This is a genomic window from Bacillus pretiosus, assembly GCF_051294775.1.
GTDB classification, from domain to species: domain Bacteria; phylum Bacillota; class Bacilli; order Bacillales; family Bacillaceae_G; genus Bacillus_A; species Bacillus_A wiedmannii.
The window spans coordinates 1,386,809-1,407,714 of record NZ_JBPPHF010000001.1 but is presented as its reverse complement, the minus strand read 5'-3'; the positions used below and the strand labels follow the sequence as shown (position 1 = coordinate 1,407,714).

The window sequence follows — 20,906 nt, the reverse complement described above, 5'->3', positions numbered from 1 at the left end:
CTATTTTTCATTACACTCATCGGGAACCCAAGTAGCAATTTCATTACAAGGTGCAGCAACAACAAGCCAATCCTCACATTGAACACCAGCTTGCCAACATTCATAATCATCATGAAAACCATTTACGAAAATAATTTGTCCACTTTCTAATGTAATAATTAAATGAGGGCTTTCTAAGCCGAGTTGTATATCGGTAACTTTTTGTCTTCTTATCTTAAATATTCTTTCATATTCTTCTTCCTCAGAATAATCTTCAAATTCATCTTCATTTAATGGGTATCTTTTTTGAAGTTTATTAAATAAACGCCATTTTGATTCGATATTGATATATAATTGTCCGTCATAATCAACTGAGTCGTGAAAGGTTGTGAAATGAATCTTTATAGCGCCTGGAGAAATACCAAATTGTAATCCGGTCAATAGATTTTTTAACACTTTTTCAGCGTAAATTTTATCCTCTGTATTCATTCTTGAAATCCTCCTTTTCTTAAAAATATACTTTATATTTTTATTGTAATAAATAAATTTTCATGTAAAATGAACCTTTTGTGAAAAACGAGCGAATATAGTGTGAAAGATCATGAGAGGGGAACGTAATGTTGGATGAAGTACAATTAAAAGAATGGCTATATCAAATGGAGTCTGGGGACCAAGAAGCCTTTCAAGTTATTTATGAATACACATGTAAAGATATTTATAAAACAGTAGTATTTTTAGTAGGAAGTCAAAACGAAGATGTAGACGATATAGTAAATGAAGTGTACATACAAATGTGGAAGTCCGTAACAAACTATGATATAAATCGTTCATTTCGATTTTGGTTACACGGACTAGTTGTGAAGCGAGTACAGGATTGGCGTCGTAAATCGTGGCGAAGGTTTCGAATTTTTGAAAAGAAAAAAATGTATGAACAAGATCGTTCTTACGTAATGCATGAAGATATTTTACATAAGGAAACACGTAATGAATTAGTGGAGATTGTACAAAGATTATCTTATAAGCATCGTGAAGTAATAATTATGCGTTATTTCCATGAATATAGTACGGAGGAAATTGCTGCACTTCTTCAAATTCCTATTGGTACAGTGAAATCCCGGTTACATACTGCACTAAAACGATTAAGAGCTGAAATGGAGCATATGCCAGACATGAGAGAGGGAGAAGTAAATGGATTTTGAAAAATATGTAATGAATGAATTAAAAAGAAAGGCAACGAATATAGAGCCTTCTCCTAATCTGGAAGATAAAGTACAAGCTTCTTTTTATAAATACCGAAAGATGAAGAACAAAGAGAAAACTTCTATGAAGAAAAAGTTATTACTTGGCTTTGTTGCTGCGGCTATTTTAATACCGACTGGTACTTTTGCAGGTACAACATTAATGGATAAAATTGTAGGGACACCAGAAAAAGCAAGACAGGATATCGGAATGACTGAAGATGGTTATAATTTAGTAATGGAACGTATAGAAATTGCTAAAAGTATATTTACAGAAGAGGATTTTGAAAAGTATGTAGCGTTATTACAGGAAACGTACCATTTTTATAAGAAAGTAAGTGTCGTAGAGAATGGTGAGAGACAATATACTGCTACAAACCGTCTAAATGTTGATGAAGAAAAAAGAGATAGAGAAGTAATGGAACAATTAAATACATATGAAGAAAGAATAGATGAACATTTTACCTATACATTTGAACAAGCTGAAAAAATAACTGGCTTTCCGATCAAGCATCCAACGTATATTCCGGTTGGACATCAATTAGTATTTGAAGAAGTAAAAGCAGAAGCGACATTAGACAAACCAATGCCTTTGATTTCGATGAGATATGAAAAGCGTAATGTAAAAAAAGAGCCACATACTTCAGATGTAGAATTAGGTTTTACAATTCATCAATTAGAAATCGTTGAGGGAGAATATAAAGATTATTTTCTTGATAGACCATTTGATAAACCATCTAAAAGAGGACATAATTTTACTGGAGATATAAAAAAATATACATTAAATGGCTATGACGTTACATTCGGTGAGTATAAAGAATCGAATGTACGGGCTATGAAAATAGTGGTACCTGCAAAAGAAGGGGAAAATGCATATCAAATCTATATAAATGGTAGTATGCTTTCTAAAAAAGAGCTTGAGAAAGTTTTACTTTCGATAGTTGAATAGGGCGTAATATGTAAAGAAATGCTACTTTTAGTTCAAAAGCAGCATTTCTTTTTTATATAGTTAAATAATTATACTCAAAATCTCCTTAGGCAATCCATATCTTTTTCCCCAGTGCTCTGGCAAAATCATATAACCAATTTTAGCCTCTTTAACATTATCCTCGTTTACCGTAACATGTCCAAGATTTATATACTCATTTGTAATAGAATCATATACTTTATAAGAGCCGAATAGTTGATGATTTTCATTGCGCTTTACTAGCCTTGTAAAGTCATTTTTCGCTTCATCTAACGGAATAGCGCGTTCGGTAATTTGCGCCATTACTTCTTTATTGAATACGAGTTGGAAATATAAATTAAAATCTGTTTCTTCAAATTTAGCTTTTGTATAATATTCCTTCAAACTAATTTTCATTTGTTCTTCAGAAAAAAGATAAATTAAATCGTAATTTCAATTTGATTACCTTCAGGATCGCTTATCACACTTTCGTAATAGCCATCTCCAGTGCAACGTGGTCCATTTAATAAAGGGTAACCATCATTTTTCAATGTTGTAGTTAATTCATTTACACGTTCTTCACTACCGACAGAGAAAGCCATATGAGCATAGCCAGTTATGTTGGGGTTAGGCTCTTTTTCTATACCTTTTTTACGCATAATTTCAAGTCTTGCACCAGATTCGAACGTAATAAAATAAGATTCAAATTGTTTTGCTTTATTATGATATAAAGAGTTCGCTTTACCATTAAAGTGCTTTGTATAAAAAGAACGCATTAATTCTAAATCATTTACCCATATTGCAATATGTTCTATTTTCATAGTTTTCACCAATCCTTACTTAACTAATTTGGTTTTCACTTTATAAAAATTGTTTTTGCATTGCAAGAATTTTGATTGGGTGTTAAAGGTGTTATTAATTTTTGGTTATTTGTGAGCATACAATATGTAATTAAGTAAAGGAGAAGCATAGTAATTAAAGAAAAAGGTGAATGAAGCATATGAATCCATTTGAGCAAATGATGTACGTTGGTGTCATTATGTCTATTGTACTATCTGTAATGATTTTAGGATCTTTATATTATAATCCTCGTCTTTCGTTAACTGAATATCCGAAAGATATTCAAAAGGTAGTTTTTCCAAAATCGATTCATGAAAAAAAGCAAACAATCTACTTTAATATTGCATATAATGCTATTCTTTTCGGTACGCCTGTCGTTTCTACATATATACTACATAAACATGAAAAATTATTATATGTTGATGCCTATTTACATACTTTTGGTATTTTAATGATTTTCAATTTAGTAGATTTGTTTATAATTGATTGGCTAATCTTTTGCTGGATTACCCCAAGATTTGTTGTTATTCCTAGTACAGAAGGCATGAAGGGATATAAAGATTATAAGTTTCATTTAAGAGGGGCTATAGTCGGCACAAAATTTTTAGCAATCGTAAGTTTGTTTTTGGCAGGAATTGTGACAACTATTTAGTATGAAGAGTTTATAGAAGATAGTGAGATTTATCCCGCGTTAACGGACAGTAAAACTCCCACCTCAAAATTCAGTTGGAGCAAAGAAGTTAGGTGGGAGTCGGGCTGTCCGTAAACGTCCGATTGGTGAGGGCTAATAATCATTGGGGGATGAACAAAACCCCCAATGATTAAAGTTTCACTTTATAATATATAGAATTAAAAATGAGAATTTGATAGTATTGGAGTAAGGATTTTTAATAGCAGTATATTAAGTCGTATTAATATACTGTTACAAATGCTTTCCTAATTTTATGGAAGTATTTGATAGAATTCAAAAAAATAATGGAGGCTAATATGAAAAAAATAATTGGCGCAGCAACAGCAACTGTTTTTGGATTGGGAGCATTTACTACAACTGCTACCGCAGAAACAATCGTAACAGCAGATGTACTCAACGTACGTGAAAAACCGACTACTGAATCAAAAGTTGTCAAAAAAGTAAAAGAAGGAGAAAAGTTAAAGGTTATACATACGGAAGAAGGATGGTCCAAAATTGATTTAAATGGTAAAGAAGTGTTTGTAAGTGCGGAGTTTACAAAAGATGTGTATTATGTAACAGCGAATTTGTTAAATGTCCGTTCTGATGCAAGTACAGAATCAGAAATACTTGGTAGACTAAAAACAAATGATGTAATTGAATCAACGCATCAAGTAAAAGACGGTTGGTTACAATTTGAGTATAAAGGAAAAACAGCTTATGTTAATGTTTCTTTCCTATCAAGTACAGCACCAGTTGAAAAAACAGCTAAAGAGAAAACGAAGCAAGTAGCGAAAGTATACAAAACAGCTAAAGCTAAGGATGAAGTTAAAGCACAAAAGATAGCAAAGCCTAAGGAAGAAGCGAAAGTACAAAAAGTAACAAAGCCTAAGGAAGAAGTGAAAGTACAAGAAGTAGTAAAGCCTAAGGAAGAAGTGAAAATACAAGAAGTAGTAAAGCCTAAGGAAGAAGTGAAGGTACAAGAAGTAGTAAAGCCAAAAGAAGAAGTGAAAGTACAAGAAGTAGTAAAGCCAAAAGAAGAAGCGAAAGTACAAGAAGTAGTAAAGCCAAAAGAAGAAGCGAAAGTACAAGAAGTAGTAAAGCCAAAAGAAGAAGTGAAAGTACAAGAAGTAGTAAAGCCAAAAGAAGAAGTGAAAGTACAAGAAGTAGTAAAGCCTAAAGAAGAAGTGAAAGTACAAGAAGTAGTAAAGCCAAAAGAAGAAGTGAAAGTACAAGAAGTAGTAAAGCCTAAGGAAGAAACGAAAGTACAAGAAATAGTAAAGCCTAAAGAAGACGTGAAAACCCAAGAAGAAGCAAAAGCTAAGGAAGAGGCCGAAGCAAGGGAAATAGCAAAGGCTAAAGAAGAAGAGAAAGCAAGAGAAATAGCAAAGGCTAAAGAAGAAGAGAAAGCAAGGGAAATAGCAAAGGCTAAAGAAGAAGAGAAAGCAAGGGAAATAGCAAAGGCTAAAGAAGAAGAGAAAGCAAAGGAAATAGCAAAAGCAAAAGAAGAAGAGAAAGCAAGAGAAATAGCAAAGGCTAAGGAAGAAGCAAAAGCAAGAGAAGAGTCTAAAAATAACATACAGTCTGCTAAACGTGAATTAACGGTAGTTGCGACAGCATATACTGCTGATCCAAGTGAAAATGGTACATATGGTGGACGTGTTTTAACTGCGATGGGGCATGATTTAACGGCTAATCCGAATATGAGAATTATCGCAGTAGATCCGAAAGTAATCCCATTAGGATCTAAAGTATGGGTAGAAGGTTATGGCGAAGCAATTGCTGGTGATACTGGAAGTGCTATTAAAGGAAATCGTATTGATGTTTTAATGGGCTCAAAAAGTAAAGCTATGAATTGGGGAAGACAAACTGTTAAAGTTAAAATCCTTTAATAAATAAAGTTATCTAGATAGAAGTCAGTTCTCTTTATTGAGACTGGCTTTTATTTTTGTATCGCAACATCAGTAAGAATCGCATTAAATATATCTTTTTGCGTGAATGTATCTGTAAAAATAGTTTCTCGAGCAACTTCAATTGTATCGTGCGGATTATACCATTTTTGTAGGGAACCCTCACCAAATTCATATCGTTTGTCCCTTGTGTTATGTCGTCGAATCGTTTCTTTTAATGATAAATCAAAGTAATATGTATATGCCTTTCCTTCAAAAAAATGTATTAACTCTTTTAGCATTTCACCGTATCTACGACTGTTTAAAATACCTTCTAAAATAACAAACTCACACTTTCCTTTTCCGTACTTCGTAATTTCAAATAGTAGATCATGAGATAAGTTCCCCATCGTATCATGTACGCTAAGCATATCTCTACGTACAACATCCTGCGATACTAAAAGTGTACCTTGTCCGAAATGTTCTTGTAGTTGCTTTGCGATTGTTGTTTTACCACTTGCGGAGTTTCCTCTAAGAATGATTAAAGTTGATTTAAGTATAGAATTAGACATAATGTATTCCTCCAACACGAATGATTATATAGAAAATTTTAACAAATGAAGTAAAGAAAGTGTATACTCAATATGATGGATATTTAAAGGAGGGGGCTAGATGGAAGATACATTAAAGAATACACACCCTATATAGAAACGGACATGGTTTCGTTATTTAGGGGCATTTATAATTGTTCAATTACTATTTATTATGTTTGAGAGTACAGGATGTGCACCAAACTTTAAACCTAGTGGGAAAATTTCAAATAGAATTTTACATTCCCAATTTTTCACGGAATGGTTCACTCCATATGAAATCCCTCATTTTAATGTGTTTACAGCTCTTTTTGCGATTACATTGTTACCATACGCACTAATAGGTGTAATGAAAGATTTCACAACAAGAAAAAATATAAATAATTAAAAAGAGGTATTATATGCTATTTCAAAAAGATAATATATCGATTAGATACGTAAAAGAAGAGGATGCACCAATCATTTCAAAATGGCTAACAGACCCAGAAGTCTTGCGGTATTACGAAGGACGCGATAATCCGCAATCTGTAGAAATGGTACTGAATCATTTTATACATAATCCAAATAGTCATGAAAAAAGATGTTTAATAGAGTTTGATGCTGTTCCAATTGGTTACATACAAATGTACCCAATTGATTCTGAGTGGAAAACATTATATGGCTATGAAGAATCACAAAATGTATGGGGAATGGATCAATTTATCGGAGAGCCGACTTATTGGGGAAAAGGAATTGGAACGAAACTCGTTCAGGCAGCAATTACATATATTATGGAGAACACGAGAGCAGAAGCAATCGCAATGGATCCGAAAGTAAATAATGAACGTGCGATAAAATGTTATGAAAAATGCGGCTTTAAAAAAGTGAAGATATTAAAGGAACATGAGCTGCATGAGGGGAAATTAGAAGATTGTTGGATGATAGAATACAAACAAAGGGAGCTGCGCGAAATGAAAAAAGCTTTATTAGTAATTGATGTGCAAGCAGGTATGTATACAGCGGGAATGCCAGTACATAACGGGGAAAAGTTTTTAGAAATATTGCAAGAGCTTATTGGGGAATGTCGTTCTAATGATATTCCAGTTATTTATGTACAACATAACGGACCAAAAGATCATCCGTTAGAAAAAGGTACAGAGGGCTGGAAAGTGCATGAGGCGATTGCTCCGCAAAAAGGGGATCGTATCGTTGAAAAGACGACGCCAGATTCTTTCCATAAGACAAACTTAAACGAAGTATTACAAGAAAAAGGCATTGAACACGTTATTATTTCAGGAATGCAAACAGAGTACTGTGTGGATACGACAACGCGAAGAGCGTTTAGTGAAGGTTATAAAGTAACGTTAGTGAGTGATGCACATAGTACGTTTCATACAGACGTGTTACGTGCGGAAGACATTGTAAAGCATCATAATGTAGTGTTTGGAGCGCTTGCTAATGTTGTTGCGTTAAAAGATTTGAAAGTGACTGCCTCTAAATAAGAGGCAGTTTTTTATTATAAGATATATTAAAAAAATTGTTCGTATAATTTCACATACCATAATGAAAATACACAAAAGGAGCACCACATAATTAAAAGAGGCGCTCCTGCATCAAAATGTTACTTCTTCTTATCTTTATCCAACACATTCTGCTCTTCAGCAAATTCCGTACCATATGCAAAGCGGCGATTAATATGAATGTTATCGTTGTTGTGCCTTGTGTGTGAGTTAGAAAAGCGATGAACAATTACTTCAGATAATGTAAAGACAGTAGCGGAAAGGAAACTCCCCCATGCAATTTGCATGTAATTGTCTAATAAAATATTACCGAAAATCCATACGCTTAAATACGTTAGTAAGAAATCCGACATAATGGCACCGGTATTGCCTATTCGGTTTAATATGATTTTATCGACGAACATATAGGAAACGATTGTAACAAAGAGACTAAATGAAATAATTTGGACGAACGTTGCAGGGAAAAATAAAGCGAGTCCAATACTAAATGCGATAATGCACGATATAAATTTGATAAGTACTACAGTAAAACCATTCAATATTTACACCTCCGATTTATACATAGTTTTACAATAAATTTAGGAGTTCATACATTGTAACGAATATATTTACATAAAACTTTTTCATGTTCGTTTTTTGTCTAAATATTAAAAAAACAAAGAAAAAATGTTATAGTAAAATGAGAGTATATGACATTTTTAGGTAAGGGGGAATCCATGATGTGGATTACTTCAGAAGTAGAAATTCCAGAGGAGTTAATTGATCATCTTGAACAAGGAAAGTTAGTACTATTTGTTGGAGCGGGAGTTTCTATGAAAGGGAAATCAAACTTACCGAATTTTGATGATCTAGTTGATGAGATTGCGAAAACGTTATATGTAGAAACGCGTGAAATAACAGAACCTCATGATTATTATCTTGGTAAAATTGCGAAAACAAAAGATATACATCAAGTTGCAAGAGATTTAGTTCATATTGAAAAATCAAAGCCGAATCCGCTTCATTATGCGATTCCGAGGTTGTTTCCTTTAGATACGGAAGTCCGCATTGTCACGACAAATTTTGATCGGCATTTTACAACTGCGATGAAAGAAATGAATAGAGAATTAAACGTATATTACGCACCTGCATTACCTACAGGTAGAGCGTTTAAAGGACTCGCTTACATACATGGCAATATAGAACAAGAGAAAGAAGCTTTAATTTTAACAGATGGTGATTTTGGAAGGGCTTACTTGACCGAAGGCTGGGCAAGAAGGTTTTTAGTTGATTTATTCTCGAATTATACTGTTTTATTCGTTGGATATAGCCATAATGACCCAGTAATGAAATATTTGGCTACTGGTTTACCGCCAAGTACAAGGCGTTATGCATTTGTTGCACAAGGGGAAAATACGTACCATTGGGAGCATTTAGGAATACGGCCGATTGTATACCCGAATAAAGGTAATAATCATCAATCTCTTGTTAAAGCAGTGAAGCGATGGGCAGAATTAATGGGAGATAATTATATTACAAAACGAATGCGAATTCGTGACATAGTAACAGTTCCACCGTCAGTAGAGCAGGAACAATTATCATACATAAAACAATCCATAAAAAAAATTGAAACAGTCCGCTACTTTGTTGAATTTGCTCATGATTATGAATGGGTGGAATGGCTTGAAGCAGAAGGGAAATTACAAAATTTATTTTTAGTTACATCAAACGATAATGAGGTAGATGAATTACTTGCAGAATGGTTGGTGGAACAATTTCTTTTTAGTCATCAAAAAGAATTATTTCAATTAATTTTTAAAAATCATTCTAAAATATCTCCGTTATTATGGAGAACAATTTGTAGCTACTTAAACGAAACGAAAATTAAAATGGACCCGTTGTTGTTTGCAAGATGGACGCTTCTTTTATTAGAAACAGCTGAAAAAGATAGTAAATCTATTGAAAAAATTTCTTGCTTACTGCAAAAATGTTCTTTTCCTGAGCATAAAGAAATTGCTTTATTATTACTAACGTTTATTTTGGACGGAAAACTGAAATTGAAGCGGGAAAGAAAATGGGGAAATGATACGCAAGAATCAATAGAACTTGAGGAATCGAGTCGTTTACCAGTGTCTACATTTTCTTATGTGGAGCAAATTTGGAATGAGAAGATGAAACCTCATATTTCCTATTACGCCGTACCAATTATGATGATGGGAATAGAGAAGATGCGAATGTTATCACTACGACAAACGGCACTGAAAAAAAAGGATAAGGAAAATGTTGAAAAAGAGTTTCAGCAAAATGATCTTGCATTTTTAATTCAAATTGTAAAAGAGTGTTTAGCTTATTTGTGTGAAAATAATGAAAAAAAAGCAAATTATTATATTACAGAAATGATAGAAGCAAACAGCATGCTTCAGAACCGAATTGCAATTGATGCGATGAATAAAAATAGATTCGTTAGCGCTGATGCCAAAATGAAATGGTTGTTACAGGAAGGACTTTTTTTAGATGTCACGTATAAACACGAAGTTTTTCAACTTATAAAAAATCATTTCGCACTCTCTTTAGAAAAAACAAAGGAAGAGGTTATTCAAATTGTATTGAAGGACCTTGCAGAGGAGAGAGCATTTGATGCTTGTTTAGTTTTAGATTTATTATTCACTTGTGATTCGAATAGTCCATCTACAGCAAAAGGTTATGAGTTAATGAAGCAAAAACATCCTCACTTTCATTCTGATCGATATAGTGTACAAAAGAAAGAGACGGCAGATCAAAGTATTACTTGTAATGTAACTGCTGATGGATTATTGCAGTTGAAAGACGATGAAATTATGAAGCAAGTTCGTCAATTTTCTCAAGATGGTGTTTTTGAACAACGCCATTTTTTAGAGATGTTATCGAAAGCATGTAAGTTGAATACAGAATGGAGTATTTCATTTGCCTATCAATTAGTTGGTATGCACGAAATAAGTAATGAAGTATGGTTTGTTTGTATTAGAGAGTGGCGAAATAACCGAGGATTGACAAATGAACAAATCCAAAAAGTAATTCCGCTATTACAGAAATTTGTTAGAAATACTTCTTTTCATTGGTTAATTAGTAGCTTTCTATATGAAATTAGTAATCGATTAGAAGAGTTAGAGGAAAATAGTATACGCAATGTGAAACGTTTTGCTTTTTCGGTATTCCCTCAAGTAATGAAAAGTGATACAGATTTTAAGCTTGGAAAACAAGACTTTTACAATGAATCGATTCAGCATCCTGTTGGAAAAATGACAGCTGTATTATTAAAACTGTTATCATATGATCATTTATACGATCGTAATGTATATGAATATTTATTTTTATTTGAAGAACAAGTAAGAGTTAGTAAAGAACGGACAAATTTTATGTTAGCTCGTTTAGTAGCAGATGTTACATTTCTTTATCATATTGAGAAGCAATGGTGCCGAAAATATTTGTTACCGTGCTTAGATTTAAAGAAAGAAAATGAGATTACGAAATATGCATGGGCAGGCTTATGTTACACGCAAATCAATTTACCTTTATTTACAGAAATGAAACGATTTATTAAGTATGCGGTAGAACATTTGGAAGTATTACATCCGCATACGAGGGAAGCTTTCTTGAAATGGCTCAGTTTTGTATTTATTAAATGTGTACTATATTGGGAGCAAAAAACAGATTGGTTATACCCGTTACTTATACAAGAAAATGAAGAAAATAAAATTAAATTTATGCAGTTTTTATGCTATTACGTCAAAACGTTAAGTGCAAAAGAACAACAAAAATTTTGGGCATCTTGGCTCAGTGTATTTTTGCGAGAGCGACCGAAAATGGGTGAAATCACAGCTAGAGAATATGTAATGCTTTTGCGTATTATTTTATTTATGGATGAAATAGTAGAAAGAGGATTATCTATAATAAAAACATTTTCAGGTTTGGTTGGAAAAGGGAATCAAACGGAGTTAAAACAGTTGTTTAATGAAATACTTGAAAAGACAGAAAGTATAAAAATGTATAAAGAATTGTATGCAAATGTATTTTTCACTTTACTACAAACGCTTCAAGAAGCCGATTTACTTGAAAATGAAATCATTCAAATAAAAGAAATATTAATCCAGTATGGAGTAGAAAAATATGTATTAAATGCAATAGATAATGAGATAATTCGCATCGGAATTGTTATGGAGAATTTACAAGGAGAAATGTAGGGCGGAAGTGGAATTTTAAAAAAATATAAAAAGTTGTTGACAGTGTTTTGAAAAGCGTTCTATAATACGAATCATACTTATTCAATTTCAAAAACATTTGAATAAACAAAGTGCAATGAAGAGATCACAGTAGTGGTTAGTCTTACTGTAACAGAGAGCTGGTGGTTGGTGTGAACCAGTACAGGGATAATCATGAATTACAGTCTTGGAGCATCTTTTTCGTAGTAAAGATAGTATTGTCTTTATGAAGAAAAAGCGGTCAATTGATCGTTAACAGTGAAGAGAGGTAGACGGAAAGTTAGTCTACAACTAGGGTGGTACCGCGATAAATATCGTCCCTACTGATTTATTCAGTAGGGACTTTTTGTATTTTAGTGGTCTAACTTGAAAATTAAATATATATGCGTTGAAAGGAAAAGCAGTAGTTGTTGTTTCCCTGTAACAGAGAGCTGGTGGTTGGTGCGAACCAGTACAAAAACAAGAGCGAATTACAGTCCTAGAGCATCTTTTTCGTAGTAAAGATAGTATTGTCTTTATGAAGGGAAAGACGGTCAGATGATCGTTAACAATGAAGAGAGGTAGACGAAATAAGTCTACAACTAGGGTGGTACCGCGATAAATATCGTCCCTACTGATTGAATCAGTAGGGATTTTTTGTACAAAAAAGTGGGTTTTGATTGAGTTGATAGTGTCCTTATAGTAAGTATTCGTTTAAAATAAGAAGAGGTATCGATTCCACTTAAATTTTGTATAATTTATCAGTTCAGAAAATAGAGAATTTTTCATTCTCTTACTATACTTTTAAAACATTAGAGGAGGATTTCCAAATGGCAAATCATGAATTAGATCAATTACGTAAACAGGTAGATGAAATTAACTTACAACTATTACACCTTTTAAACAAACGTGGTGAAATCGTTCAAAAAATTGGGGAGCAAAAGCAAGTACAAGGTACGAAACGTTTTGATCCAGTACGTGAGCGTGAAGTACTTGATATGATCGCAGAGCATAACGAAGGACCATTCGAAACGTCAACAGTTCAACACATTTTCAAAACAATCTTCAAAGCTAGCTTAGAATTACAAGAAGATGATAACCGTAAAGCATTACTAGTATCACGTAAAAAGAAACAAGAAAATACAATCGTTAATGTAAAAGGTGAATTGATTGGAAACGGAACACAAACGTTCATCATGGGACCTTGTGCGGTAGAAAGCTTAGAGCAAGTTCGCCAAGTAGGGCAAGCGATGAAAGACCAAGGTCTAAAATTAATGCGCGGTGGTGCTTTCAAACCAAGAACATCTCCATACGATTTCCAAGGTTTAGGAGTAGAAGGATTACAAATTTTACGCCAAGTAGCAGATGAGTTCGACTTAGCGATCATTAGTGAAATCTTAAATCCGAACGATGTTGAAATGGCGCTAGACTACGTTGATGTCATTCAAGTCGGTGCACGTAACATGCAAAACTTCGATTTATTACGAGCTGTAGGTAAAGTTAACAAGCCAGTATTATTAAAACGTGGATTAGCAGCAACAATTGATGAGTTCATTAACGCAGCTGAGTACATCATTGCACAAGGTAACGACCAAATTATTCTATGTGAGCGTGGTATCCGCACATACGAAAGAGCGACACGTAACACATTAGACATTTCAGCAGTACCGATTTTAAAGAAAGAAACACATTTACCAGTAATCGTTGACGTAACGCATTCAACTGGACGCAGAGATTTATTATTACCAACAGCGAAAGCAGCACTTGCAATTGGCGCAGATGCAGTAATGGCTGAAGTACACCCAGACCCAGCGGTTGCATTATCAGATTCTGCACAACAAATGGATATTCCAGAATTCCATAGATTCATGGATGAGTTAAAAGGTTTCAAAAATAAATTATCTTAATTCCATATCATAGTATGCGCTGAAGAGGAAACAGTAGTGCTTATCTCACTGTTAAAGAGAGCTGATGGTCGGTGTGAATCAGTACAAAGATAAGCATGAATTACAGCCTTGGAGCATCTTTTCCGCCAACTTTTGGAGGGAAAGACGGTCAAACGATCGTTACAGAAGAAGAGAGGTAGACGATAGTTGTCTACAACTAGGGTGGTACCGCGATAAACATCGTCCCTACTGAGCGCTCAGTAGGGACTTTTTTGTACAAAAAAATAGTAAAGGGGCAAGAGAAATGAGATACATTACAGCTGGAGAATCACATGGACCGCAGTTAACAGTTATTTTAGAAGGTGTACCAGCAGGTTTAACATTAACATCGAAACATATTAATAAAGAATTACTAAGAAGACAAAAAGGGCACGGACGCGGAAGACGCATGCAAATAGAAACTGATACAGTTGAAATTGTAAGTGGTGTTCGTCATGGGATGACACTTGGCTCACCAATAACGTTAATCGTTAAAAATGATGATTTCAAACATTGGACGAAAGTAATGGGTGCAGAGCCAATTTCGGAAAAAGAAAGTAAAGATATGAAACGTACAATTACAAAACCACGTCCAGGACATGCAGATTTAAACGGTGCAATTAAATATGGACATCGTGATATAAGAAACGTATTAGAGCGCTCATCTGCAAGAGAAACGACAGTTCGTGTAGCTGCTGGTGCAGTTGCGAAACAAATTTTGAAAGAATTAGGCGTAGAAATTGCAGGGCATGTTCTTGAAATTGGTGGGGTACAAGCGAAACGAATTTCAAACTTACCAATAGAAGAAATTCAAACGATTACTGAAAATTCACCAGTTCGATGTTTAGATAAAGAAGTAGAACAAGAGATGATGGATGCGATAGATAACGCTAAAAGTAGTGGGGATTCAATCGGCGGTATTGTTGAAGTCATTGCAGAAGGTATGCCAATTGGTGTTGGTAGTTACGTTCATTACGATCGTAAATTAGATGCAAAACTTGCTGGTGCAATTATGAGTATTAATGCATTTAAAGGTGCTGAAATTGGCGTTGGTTTTGAAGCAGCAAGACAGCCAGGAAGTAAAGTACACGATGAAATATTATGGGATGAAGAAAATGGATACACGAGAAAAACGAATAATGCCGGCGGTTTAGAAGGCGGTATGACAACAGGAATGCCAATTGTCGTAAGAGGTGTTATGAAGCCAATACCTACATTATACAAACCGTTAGCAAGCGTTGATATTGATACGAAAGAAGCATTCCAAGCGAGTATTGAAAGATCTGATAGTTGTGCAGTACCAGCAGCAGGTGTAGTAGCTGAATCTGTTATAGCATGGGAACTTGCACATGCACTAGTCGAACAATTCGGAAAAGATCGTATGGATTTAATTCAGCAAAACATTACGCAACATAATAAATACGCAAAAGAATTTTAATAAAAAGGTGGTTTTAACATGCAAGTAAAAGATCAACTATCATCATTACAACCATATAAACCAGGTAAATCACCTGAACAAATGAAAGAAGTGTACGGAGATCATTTATTTGTGAAATTAGCATCAAATGAAAATCCATTCGGCTGCTCACCACGTGTTTTAGATGAGTTGCAAAAATCGTGGTTGGAACATGCTTTATATCCTGACGGAGGTGCTATAGCGCTTCGTCAAACAATTGCAAATAAGTTACATGTTCAAATGGAACAAATACTTTGCGGTAGTGGTTTAGATGAAGTCATTCAAATAATAAGCCGTGCAGTACTTAGAGCAGGAGATAACATCGTAACGGCTGGTGCAACATTCCCGCAGTACCGTCATCATGCAATTATTGAAGGTTGTGAAGTGAAAGAAATCCCTTTAAATAACGGTGTATACGATTTAGACGAAATTTCGTCAGCAATAAATAATAATACGAAAATCGTATGGATTTGTAATCCAAACAACCCGACAGGCACATATGTGAATGATCGAAAATTGACTCAATTTATTGAAGGTATTAGTGAAAATACGTTAATTGTCATTGATGAAGCGTACTATGAATACGTAACAGCAAAGGATTTCCCAGAGACATTACCGCTTTTAGAAAAACATAAAAACATTCTTGTACTTAGAACATTTTCTAAAGCGTACGGATTAGCTTCTTTCCGCGTTGGATATGCAATTGGACAGGAAGAGCTAATCGAGAAATTAAATGTCGTACGTTTGCCATTTAACGTATCTTCATTAGCGCAAAAAGCAGCGACGATTGCTTTTGGTGATGACGAGTTTATTGAGGAAATAGTTCGTGTGAATACAGAGGGATTACAACAATACGAAAGCTTTTGTAAGGAAAATGAAATTCCGTTTTATCCATCGCAAACAAATTTCATCTTCTTGCCAGTTGAGAATGCTGGGGAGATTTATGAAGCTTGTGCACACGTAGGATTTATTATTCGTCCGTTCCCAAATGGTGTCCGTATTACAGTCGGAACAAGGGAGCAAAATGAAGGGGTGATTTCAGTGTTAAAACAACACTTTGAAAATAAAAAAAGAAAGTCTCGAGATGAGGAAAATGCGTAAAAAGGTAGTTTTAATTGGAACTGGTTTAATCGGAGGCTCTCTCGCATTAGCAATTAAGAAAGAGCACAATGTAACGATAACAGGTTATGATATATTTCAAGAACAAGTAGAGCGTGCAAAAGAATTACATGTAGTAGATGAAGTAGCAGTAGATTTACAGCATGCATGTGAAGAGGCGCATTTAATTGTGTTTGCTTCTCCAGTTGAAGAAACGAAGAAGTTATTACACAAATTAGCGTCATTTCATTTACGAGAAGATGTTATTGTAACAGATGTTGGTAGTACAAAAGGGACGATCATGAATGAAGCGGAAGCTTTATTTTCAAAGGAAGTTTCTTTTATTGGCGGACATCCGATGGCAGGTTCTCATAAAACGGGAGTTGAAAGTGCAAAAGCACATTTATTTGAAAATGCATTTTATATTTTAACGCCGATGAATCATGTGCCAAATGAACATGTGGAAGAACTAAAGCGTTGGTTACAAGGAACAGGGTCTCATTTTCTCGTTCTAAATACGGAGGAACATGATTATGTAACAGGGATCGTTAGTCATTTTCCGCATCTTATCGCAGCTGGATTAGTAAAGCAAGTGGAGAAACATGCAGGAGATAATCCGCTCATTCATCAATTAGCTGCCGGAGGGTTTAAAGACATTACACGTATCGCATCTAGTAGCCCAAAAATGTGGAGTGATATTGTTAAGCAAAATCGCGAGCATTTAATGGTATTATTAAAAGAGTGGATCTCTGAAATGGAAGATTTATATGATACAGTTTCTACCGGAGATGCAGGCGAGATTCAAAACTATTTTGCAGACGCGAAAGAATACCGTGACTCTTTACCAGTACGAAAGAGAGGGGCAATTCCTGCCTATCACGACTTATACGTCGATGTTTTAGATAAAGTAGGGGCATTGGCTCATATTACGAGTATTCTGGCACGTGAAGAAATTAGTATTACGAACTTGCAAATATTAGAAGCACGTGAAGGGTTGCTTGGGGTATTACGTATTAGCTTCCAAAGAGAAGAAGATCGTATGAAAGCAAAGCTAGCGCTTAGAGTAGAAAAATACCAAACTTATGAAACAATTTAAATGAGAAGGTGAAAACATGAAGGAAAGAACAATAGAACCTGTTAATAACGGATTAAATGGTATTATTACAATTCCAGGAGATAAATCCATTTCACACCGCGCTGTCATGTTCGGCGCGATTGCAGAAGGAAAAACAACAATTAAAGGTTTCTTGCCCGGTGCAGACTGTTTAAGTACAATTTCTTGCTTTAAAGAAATGGGAGTAGAAATCGTGCAAAATGGTGATGAAGTCACTGTAGTTGGTAAAGGATTAGAAGGCTTACAAGAACCGAAAGCTGTATTAGATGTTGGTAATTCTGGTACAACAATACGTTTAATGTCAGGAATTTTGGCAAATACACCATTTTTCTCTTGCGTACAAGGTGATGCATCTATCGCAAAAAGACCGATGAAACGTGTTACAAATCCATTAAAACAAATGGGTGCAAACATTGATGGCCGCGAAGAAGGGACGTTTACACCGTTAACAATACGTGGTGGAGATTTAAAAGCAATTGAATACACTTCACCTGTAGCGAGTGCGCAAGTAAAGTCAGCTATTTTACTTGCAGGTCTTCGTGCAGAAGGTGTAACAGCTGTTACAGAACCACATATTTCACGTGATCATACGGAAAGAATGCTTGAAGCATTTGGTGTTAACGTAACTCGCGAGGGAAAAACAGTGAAACTTGCAGGTGGACAGAAGTTAACAGCGACAGACGTTCAAGTACCAGGTGACGTATCATCAGCAGCATTTTTCTTAGTAGCAGGTGCAATTATTCCAAATAGTAAACTAGTATTACAAAATGTAGGAATGAACCCAACTCGTACAGGTATTATTGATGTTTTAGAGAAAATGGGTGCTACTTTTACTGTAGAGCCAATTAACGAAGGAGCATCAGAACCAGCTGCAAATATTACAATTGAAACATCTTCATTAAAAGGAATCGAAATTGGCGGAGATATTATCCCAAGATTAATCGATGAAATTCCTGTTATCGCCTTAGCGGCAACGCAAGCAGAAGGAATTACAGTTATTAAAGACGCACACGAATTAAAAGTAAAAGAAACGAACCGTATTGATACAGTCGTTGCGGAGTTAACGAAACTAGGAGCTCGCATAGAAGCAACTGATGACGGGATGATTATTTACGGAAAATCAGCACTAAAAGGCAATACAGTAAATAGTTACGGTGATCACCGCATCGGAATGATGCTTGCAATTGCCGGCTGTCTAGCAGAAGGAAAAACAACAATTGAAGACGCAGAAGCAGTAGGCGTATCATATCCTACATTCTTCGAAGAACTTCAAAAGTTAGCCAAATAAAGTAATAAAAAGCAGATACGGGATGTATCTGCTTTTTATATTGGATTCGTGTCGTTAAGTCCATATAATTTCATTCACCGCACTGGAATATTGAGAATTATGGTACAATTCAAACAAGGAATGGAGGAGAAATATATGAACGTTATACGATTAAAAGAAGATATATTTAGAGAAGCATTACGCTTATCGGAATACGCTTTTCAATATAAAGTTGATGAGGAACGATTGCAACAACAACTTACAAAGATGAAAGAAAGTCATGAAATATACGGTATTATGGAAGGTGAAGATGTAGCAGCAAAACTGCATCTTATTCCGTTTCATATATACATAGGCAAAGAGAAATTTAAAATGGGAGGCGTTGCAGGGGTAGCGACGTATCCAGAGTATAGAAGAAGCGGGTATGTAAAAGAATTGCTTCAACACTCACTTCAAACGATGAAAAATGACGGATATACAGTATCAATGTTACATCCATTTGCTGTTTCATTTTACCGTAAATACGGCTGGGAACTTTGTGCGAATCTCTTTGTATGTCATATGGCAAAGAGTGATTTAGTTATGAAAAAACAAGTAAATGGTACTGTGAAACGTTTCAATAAAGAAAATCACCCAGAAGAGGTCGAAAAGATTTATGAAACATTTGCAGAACGTTTTTCCGGTATGCTAGTTCGCGATGAAAAATGGTGGTTACAAGCTGTTTATGATGATTTAACATTAGCGATTTATTACGATAAAAATAAAACGGCAGCTGGCTACATGTTATATAAAATTGAAAAAAACAAAATGACAGTAGAGGAATTTGTTCCACTGCATAATGAAGCGCGGAATGGTCTGTGGAACTTTATTTGCCAGCATGATTCTATGATTAAAGAACTTGAAATGACAGTAAGTGAAAACGAACCGTTATTATATACACTAAAAGAGCCACGCGTGAAAGCAGAAATAAAGCCATATTTTATGGGCAGAATTGTAGATGTGGAGCAGTTCTTAAAACAATACGAGTTGAATTGGAACAATGCACAGCAAGAAGTGATTTTACATATTACAGATTCATTTGCACCGTGGAATAACGTTACAGTAAAGCTTGCAAATCATGAAATAACAATTGTAGAAGAAGAAATAAAGGATAAAGGAATTAGTCTAGATATAAATGCATTATCTACAATAATGTTTGGATACAAACGTCCGTTAGAACTTAATGAACTAGAATTAATTAGCGGAAGTGAAGAGGAAATACGAGCGTTTGAGAATATAGTTCCAGTACGTAAAGCATTTATTTATGATTTCTTTTAAAAAATAGGGCTGTCCAAAATCAAATTTTGGGACAGCTTTCTCTTTAGTTGTCGGTTTTTGTCGGTAAGTCGATATATTTTGAAAATCGCCGATATATCCTGAGAATCGCTGATATAATTTTTTCACTAAAACGCAACCATACTTTGTCACGCACTTGACTTTTAATCCATGTAATTTATAATTAAAAACGGAATGAATTTTCATTCCTGGAAATAGAGGTGGAAAAAATGGCTAAAAATAAACAAGAGGATATTTTTGATGCTGCGATGCAACTTTTCGCAGAGCGTGGTTACGATGGTACGACAATTCCAATGATCGCTGAAAAAGCAAAGGTCGGTGCGGGTACTATTTATCGCTACTTTGAAAATAAAGAGGCGCTTGTTAACTCATTATTTTCAAAAAGTATGTTAGAGCTTTCTGAAATGATAAAAACGGATTTTCCTGTTGAAGCAAATATTCGTGAACAGTTTAGTCATACGTACAACCGTTTATTTGAATTTGCGAGAAACAACGTGGATGCTTTTTTGTTTACAAATTCTCACTGCGATAGTTATTTTCTTGATGAACAGAGTAAGAAAATATTTGATGATTTTATAGGCTTCTTTATGAATATTATTGAAGATGGAATCGCAAAAGGTTTTCTTCGTCCATTGCCTCCAGTTGCTTTAATTATTATTGTATATCAACCGTTAGAACAATTAACGAAAGTAATTGCAACAGGGCAATTAGAATACTCGAAAGAGTTAGTAAAAGAATTGGAAGAAAGTTCTTGGAACGCTATTAGAATCATTTGATTCTATAGCTAATAAGTATAGGAATGAATATTCATTCCTGAATAGATTTAAAACATGAGAGTAGGAGAGGATATTTGTGTAACAATAG

17 protein-coding genes, 3 pseudogenes and 3 other annotated features are annotated in these 20,906 nt (G+C 34.6%); of the genes and pseudogenes, 15 read left to right on the top strand and 5 right to left on the bottom strand.

Features of this window, described 5'->3' with window-relative positions:
• Positions 1-468, bottom strand: a complete 468-nt coding sequence (locus ACSG5Z_RS07055) for a hypothetical protein (protein ID WP_435711165.1) — start codon at positions 466-468, stop codon at positions 1-3.
• 131 nt (positions 469-599) lie between these two features.
• On the opposite strand from ACSG5Z_RS07055, the gene ACSG5Z_RS07050 reads away from it, so the two are divergent.
• Positions 600-1,178, top strand: a complete 579-nt coding sequence (locus ACSG5Z_RS07050) for a sigma-70 family RNA polymerase sigma factor (protein WP_087984660.1) — start codon at positions 600-602, stop codon at positions 1,176-1,178.
• The gene (locus ACSG5Z_RS07045) at positions 1,168-2,166 is read left to right on the top strand and encodes a hypothetical protein (protein ID WP_327971064.1); all 999 of its coding nucleotides are present in this window, start codon (positions 1,168-1,170) and stop codon (positions 2,164-2,166) included. Before ACSG5Z_RS07050 ends, ACSG5Z_RS07045 begins: the two co-directional genes overlap by 11 nt.
• A gap of 69 nt (positions 2,167-2,235) precedes the next feature.
• On the opposite strand, the pseudogene ACSG5Z_RS07040 reads toward ACSG5Z_RS07045, so the two are convergent.
• Positions 2,236-2,580, bottom strand: a pseudogene (locus ACSG5Z_RS07040) (GNAT family N-acetyltransferase); the annotation flags it as partial.
• A 23-nt stretch (positions 2,581-2,603) separates the two neighbouring features.
• On the bottom strand, positions 2,604-2,984 hold the full coding sequence (locus tag ACSG5Z_RS07035) for a VOC family protein (protein ID WP_262749336.1): 381 nt from the start codon (positions 2,982-2,984) through the stop codon (positions 2,604-2,606).
• A gap of 179 nt (positions 2,985-3,163) precedes the next feature.
• Between ACSG5Z_RS07035 and ACSG5Z_RS07030 the strand changes: the two genes are divergently transcribed.
• Both ACSG5Z_RS07030 and entB read left to right on the top strand, forming a co-directional pair.
• Positions 3,164-3,655 (top strand): nitroreductase, encoded by a 492-nt coding sequence (locus ACSG5Z_RS07030; RefSeq protein ID WP_075307578.1) that lies wholly within the window; start codon positions 3,164-3,166, stop codon positions 3,653-3,655.
• Between the two features lie 335 nt (positions 3,656-3,990).
• On the top strand, positions 3,991-5,565 hold the full coding sequence (entB, locus tag ACSG5Z_RS07025; protein ID WP_306007870.1) for a cell wall-binding protein EntB: 1,575 nt from the start codon (positions 3,991-3,993) through the stop codon (positions 5,563-5,565).
• Between the two features lie 50 nt (positions 5,566-5,615).
• On the opposite strand, the gene ACSG5Z_RS07020 is transcribed toward entB, so the two are convergent.
• Entirely contained in the window at positions 5,616-6,134 is a 519-nt protein-coding gene (locus ACSG5Z_RS07020; protein WP_088122419.1) for a kinase, read from the bottom strand.
• Between the two features lie 100 nt (positions 6,135-6,234).
• On the opposite strand from ACSG5Z_RS07020, the pseudogene ACSG5Z_RS07015 reads away from it, so the two are divergent.
• From ACSG5Z_RS07015 to ACSG5Z_RS07005, 3 genes and pseudogenes are all read left to right on the top strand, one after another.
• Positions 6,235-6,540 (top strand): annotated as a pseudogene (locus ACSG5Z_RS07015) (YfzA family protein).
• Between the two features lie 13 nt (positions 6,541-6,553).
• Positions 6,554-7,087 (top strand): annotated as a pseudogene (locus tag ACSG5Z_RS07010) (GNAT family N-acetyltransferase); the annotation flags it as partial.
• A gap of 15 nt (positions 7,088-7,102) precedes the next feature.
• Positions 7,103-7,633, top strand: a complete 531-nt coding sequence (locus ACSG5Z_RS07005; RefSeq protein ID WP_435711262.1) for a cysteine hydrolase family protein — start codon at positions 7,103-7,105, stop codon at positions 7,631-7,633.
• A gap of 119 nt (positions 7,634-7,752) precedes the next feature.
• Here ACSG5Z_RS07005 and ACSG5Z_RS07000 read toward each other — a convergent pair whose 3' ends face one another.
• Positions 7,753-8,190 (bottom strand): YndM family protein, encoded by a 438-nt coding sequence (locus tag ACSG5Z_RS07000; RefSeq protein WP_001013096.1) that lies wholly within the window; start codon positions 8,188-8,190, stop codon positions 7,753-7,755.
• Positions 8,191-8,370: 180 nt separating this feature from the next.
• On the opposite strand from ACSG5Z_RS07000, the gene ACSG5Z_RS06995 reads away from it, so the two are divergent.
• The 8 genes from ACSG5Z_RS06995 (at position 8,371) to ACSG5Z_RS06960 (ending at position 20,818) form a co-directional block, all read left to right on the top strand.
• Positions 8,371-11,850, top strand: a complete 3,480-nt coding sequence (locus tag ACSG5Z_RS06995) for a DUF4020 domain-containing protein (RefSeq protein ID WP_435711261.1) — start codon at positions 8,371-8,373, stop codon at positions 11,848-11,850.
• Positions 11,851-11,956: 106 nt separating this feature from the next.
• Positions 11,957-12,193 (top strand) — a binding site (T-box leader).
• A 54-nt stretch (positions 12,194-12,247) separates the two neighbouring features.
• Positions 12,248-12,483, top strand: a binding site (T-box leader).
• Between the two features lie 194 nt (positions 12,484-12,677).
• The gene (locus tag ACSG5Z_RS06990) at positions 12,678-13,754 is read left to right on the top strand and encodes a bifunctional 3-deoxy-7-phosphoheptulonate synthase/chorismate mutase (protein WP_001273578.1); all 1,077 of its coding nucleotides are present in this window, start codon (positions 12,678-12,680) and stop codon (positions 13,752-13,754) included.
• Between the two features lie 10 nt (positions 13,755-13,764).
• Positions 13,765-13,984: a binding site (T-box leader), on the top strand.
• Between the two features lie 53 nt (positions 13,985-14,037).
• The gene (gene aroC / locus ACSG5Z_RS06985) at positions 14,038-15,210 is read left to right on the top strand and encodes a chorismate synthase (RefSeq protein WP_435711164.1); all 1,173 of its coding nucleotides are present in this window, start codon (positions 14,038-14,040) and stop codon (positions 15,208-15,210) included.
• Between the two features lie 18 nt (positions 15,211-15,228).
• Entirely contained in the window at positions 15,229-16,329 is a 1,101-nt protein-coding gene (gene hisC, locus ACSG5Z_RS06980) for a histidinol-phosphate transaminase (RefSeq protein ID WP_435711163.1), read from the top strand.
• Positions 16,322-17,422, top strand: coding sequence for a prephenate dehydrogenase (gene tyrA / locus ACSG5Z_RS06975; RefSeq protein WP_435711162.1), 1,101 nt, complete (start codon positions 16,322-16,324; stop codon positions 17,420-17,422). The genes hisC and tyrA overlap by 8 nt, the downstream gene beginning before the upstream one ends.
• A gap of 16 nt (positions 17,423-17,438) precedes the next feature.
• Positions 17,439-18,728: a 3-phosphoshikimate 1-carboxyvinyltransferase gene (gene aroA / locus ACSG5Z_RS06970; RefSeq protein WP_000664597.1), complete on the top strand. Its 1,290-nt coding sequence runs from the start codon at positions 17,439-17,441 to the stop codon at positions 18,726-18,728.
• Between the two features lie 135 nt (positions 18,729-18,863).
• Complete coding sequence (locus tag ACSG5Z_RS06965) at positions 18,864-20,024, top strand: GNAT family N-acetyltransferase (protein WP_435711161.1); 1,161 nt, start codon at positions 18,864-18,866, stop codon at positions 20,022-20,024.
• Positions 20,025-20,251: 227 nt separating this feature from the next.
• The gene (locus ACSG5Z_RS06960) at positions 20,252-20,818 is read left to right on the top strand and encodes a TetR/AcrR family transcriptional regulator (RefSeq protein WP_088063780.1); all 567 of its coding nucleotides are present in this window, start codon (positions 20,252-20,254) and stop codon (positions 20,816-20,818) included.
• Positions 20,819-20,906 lie beyond the last annotated feature (88 nt).

Coding starts and splice junctions, on each gene's coding strand:
- ACSG5Z_RS07055 (WP_435711165.1), bottom strand. CDS start 468: ATGAATACAGAGGATAAAATTTACGCTGAAAAAGTGTTAAAAAATCTA.
- ACSG5Z_RS07045 (WP_327971064.1), top strand. CDS start 1,168: ATGGATTTTGAAAAATATGTAATGAATGAATTAAAAAGAAAGGCAACG.
- ACSG5Z_RS07035 (WP_262749336.1), bottom strand. CDS start 2,984: ATGAAAATAGAACATATTGCAATATGGGTAAATGATTTAGAATTAATG.
- ACSG5Z_RS07030 (WP_075307578.1), top strand. CDS start 3,164: ATGAATCCATTTGAGCAAATGATGTACGTTGGTGTCATTATGTCTATT.
- entB (WP_306007870.1), top strand. CDS start 3,991: ATGAAAAAAATAATTGGCGCAGCAACAGCAACTGTTTTTGGATTGGGA.
- ACSG5Z_RS07020 (WP_088122419.1), bottom strand. CDS start 6,134: ATGTCTAATTCTATACTTAAATCAACTTTAATCATTCTTAGAGGAAAC.
- ACSG5Z_RS07005 (WP_435711262.1), top strand. CDS start 7,103: ATGAAAAAAGCTTTATTAGTAATTGATGTGCAAGCAGGTATGTATACA.
- ACSG5Z_RS06995 (WP_435711261.1), top strand. CDS start 8,371: ATGTGGATTACTTCAGAAGTAGAAATTCCAGAGGAGTTAATTGATCAT.
- ACSG5Z_RS06990 (WP_001273578.1), top strand. CDS start 12,678: ATGGCAAATCATGAATTAGATCAATTACGTAAACAGGTAGATGAAATT.
- aroC (WP_435711164.1), top strand. CDS start 14,038: ATGAGATACATTACAGCTGGAGAATCACATGGACCGCAGTTAACAGTT.
- hisC (WP_435711163.1), top strand. CDS start 15,229: ATGCAAGTAAAAGATCAACTATCATCATTACAACCATATAAACCAGGT.
- tyrA (WP_435711162.1), top strand. CDS start 16,322: ATGCGTAAAAAGGTAGTTTTAATTGGAACTGGTTTAATCGGAGGCTCT.
- aroA (WP_000664597.1), top strand. CDS start 17,439: ATGAAGGAAAGAACAATAGAACCTGTTAATAACGGATTAAATGGTATT.
- ACSG5Z_RS06965 (WP_435711161.1), top strand. CDS start 18,864: ATGAACGTTATACGATTAAAAGAAGATATATTTAGAGAAGCATTACGC.
- ACSG5Z_RS06960 (WP_088063780.1), top strand. CDS start 20,252: ATGGCTAAAAATAAACAAGAGGATATTTTTGATGCTGCGATGCAACTT.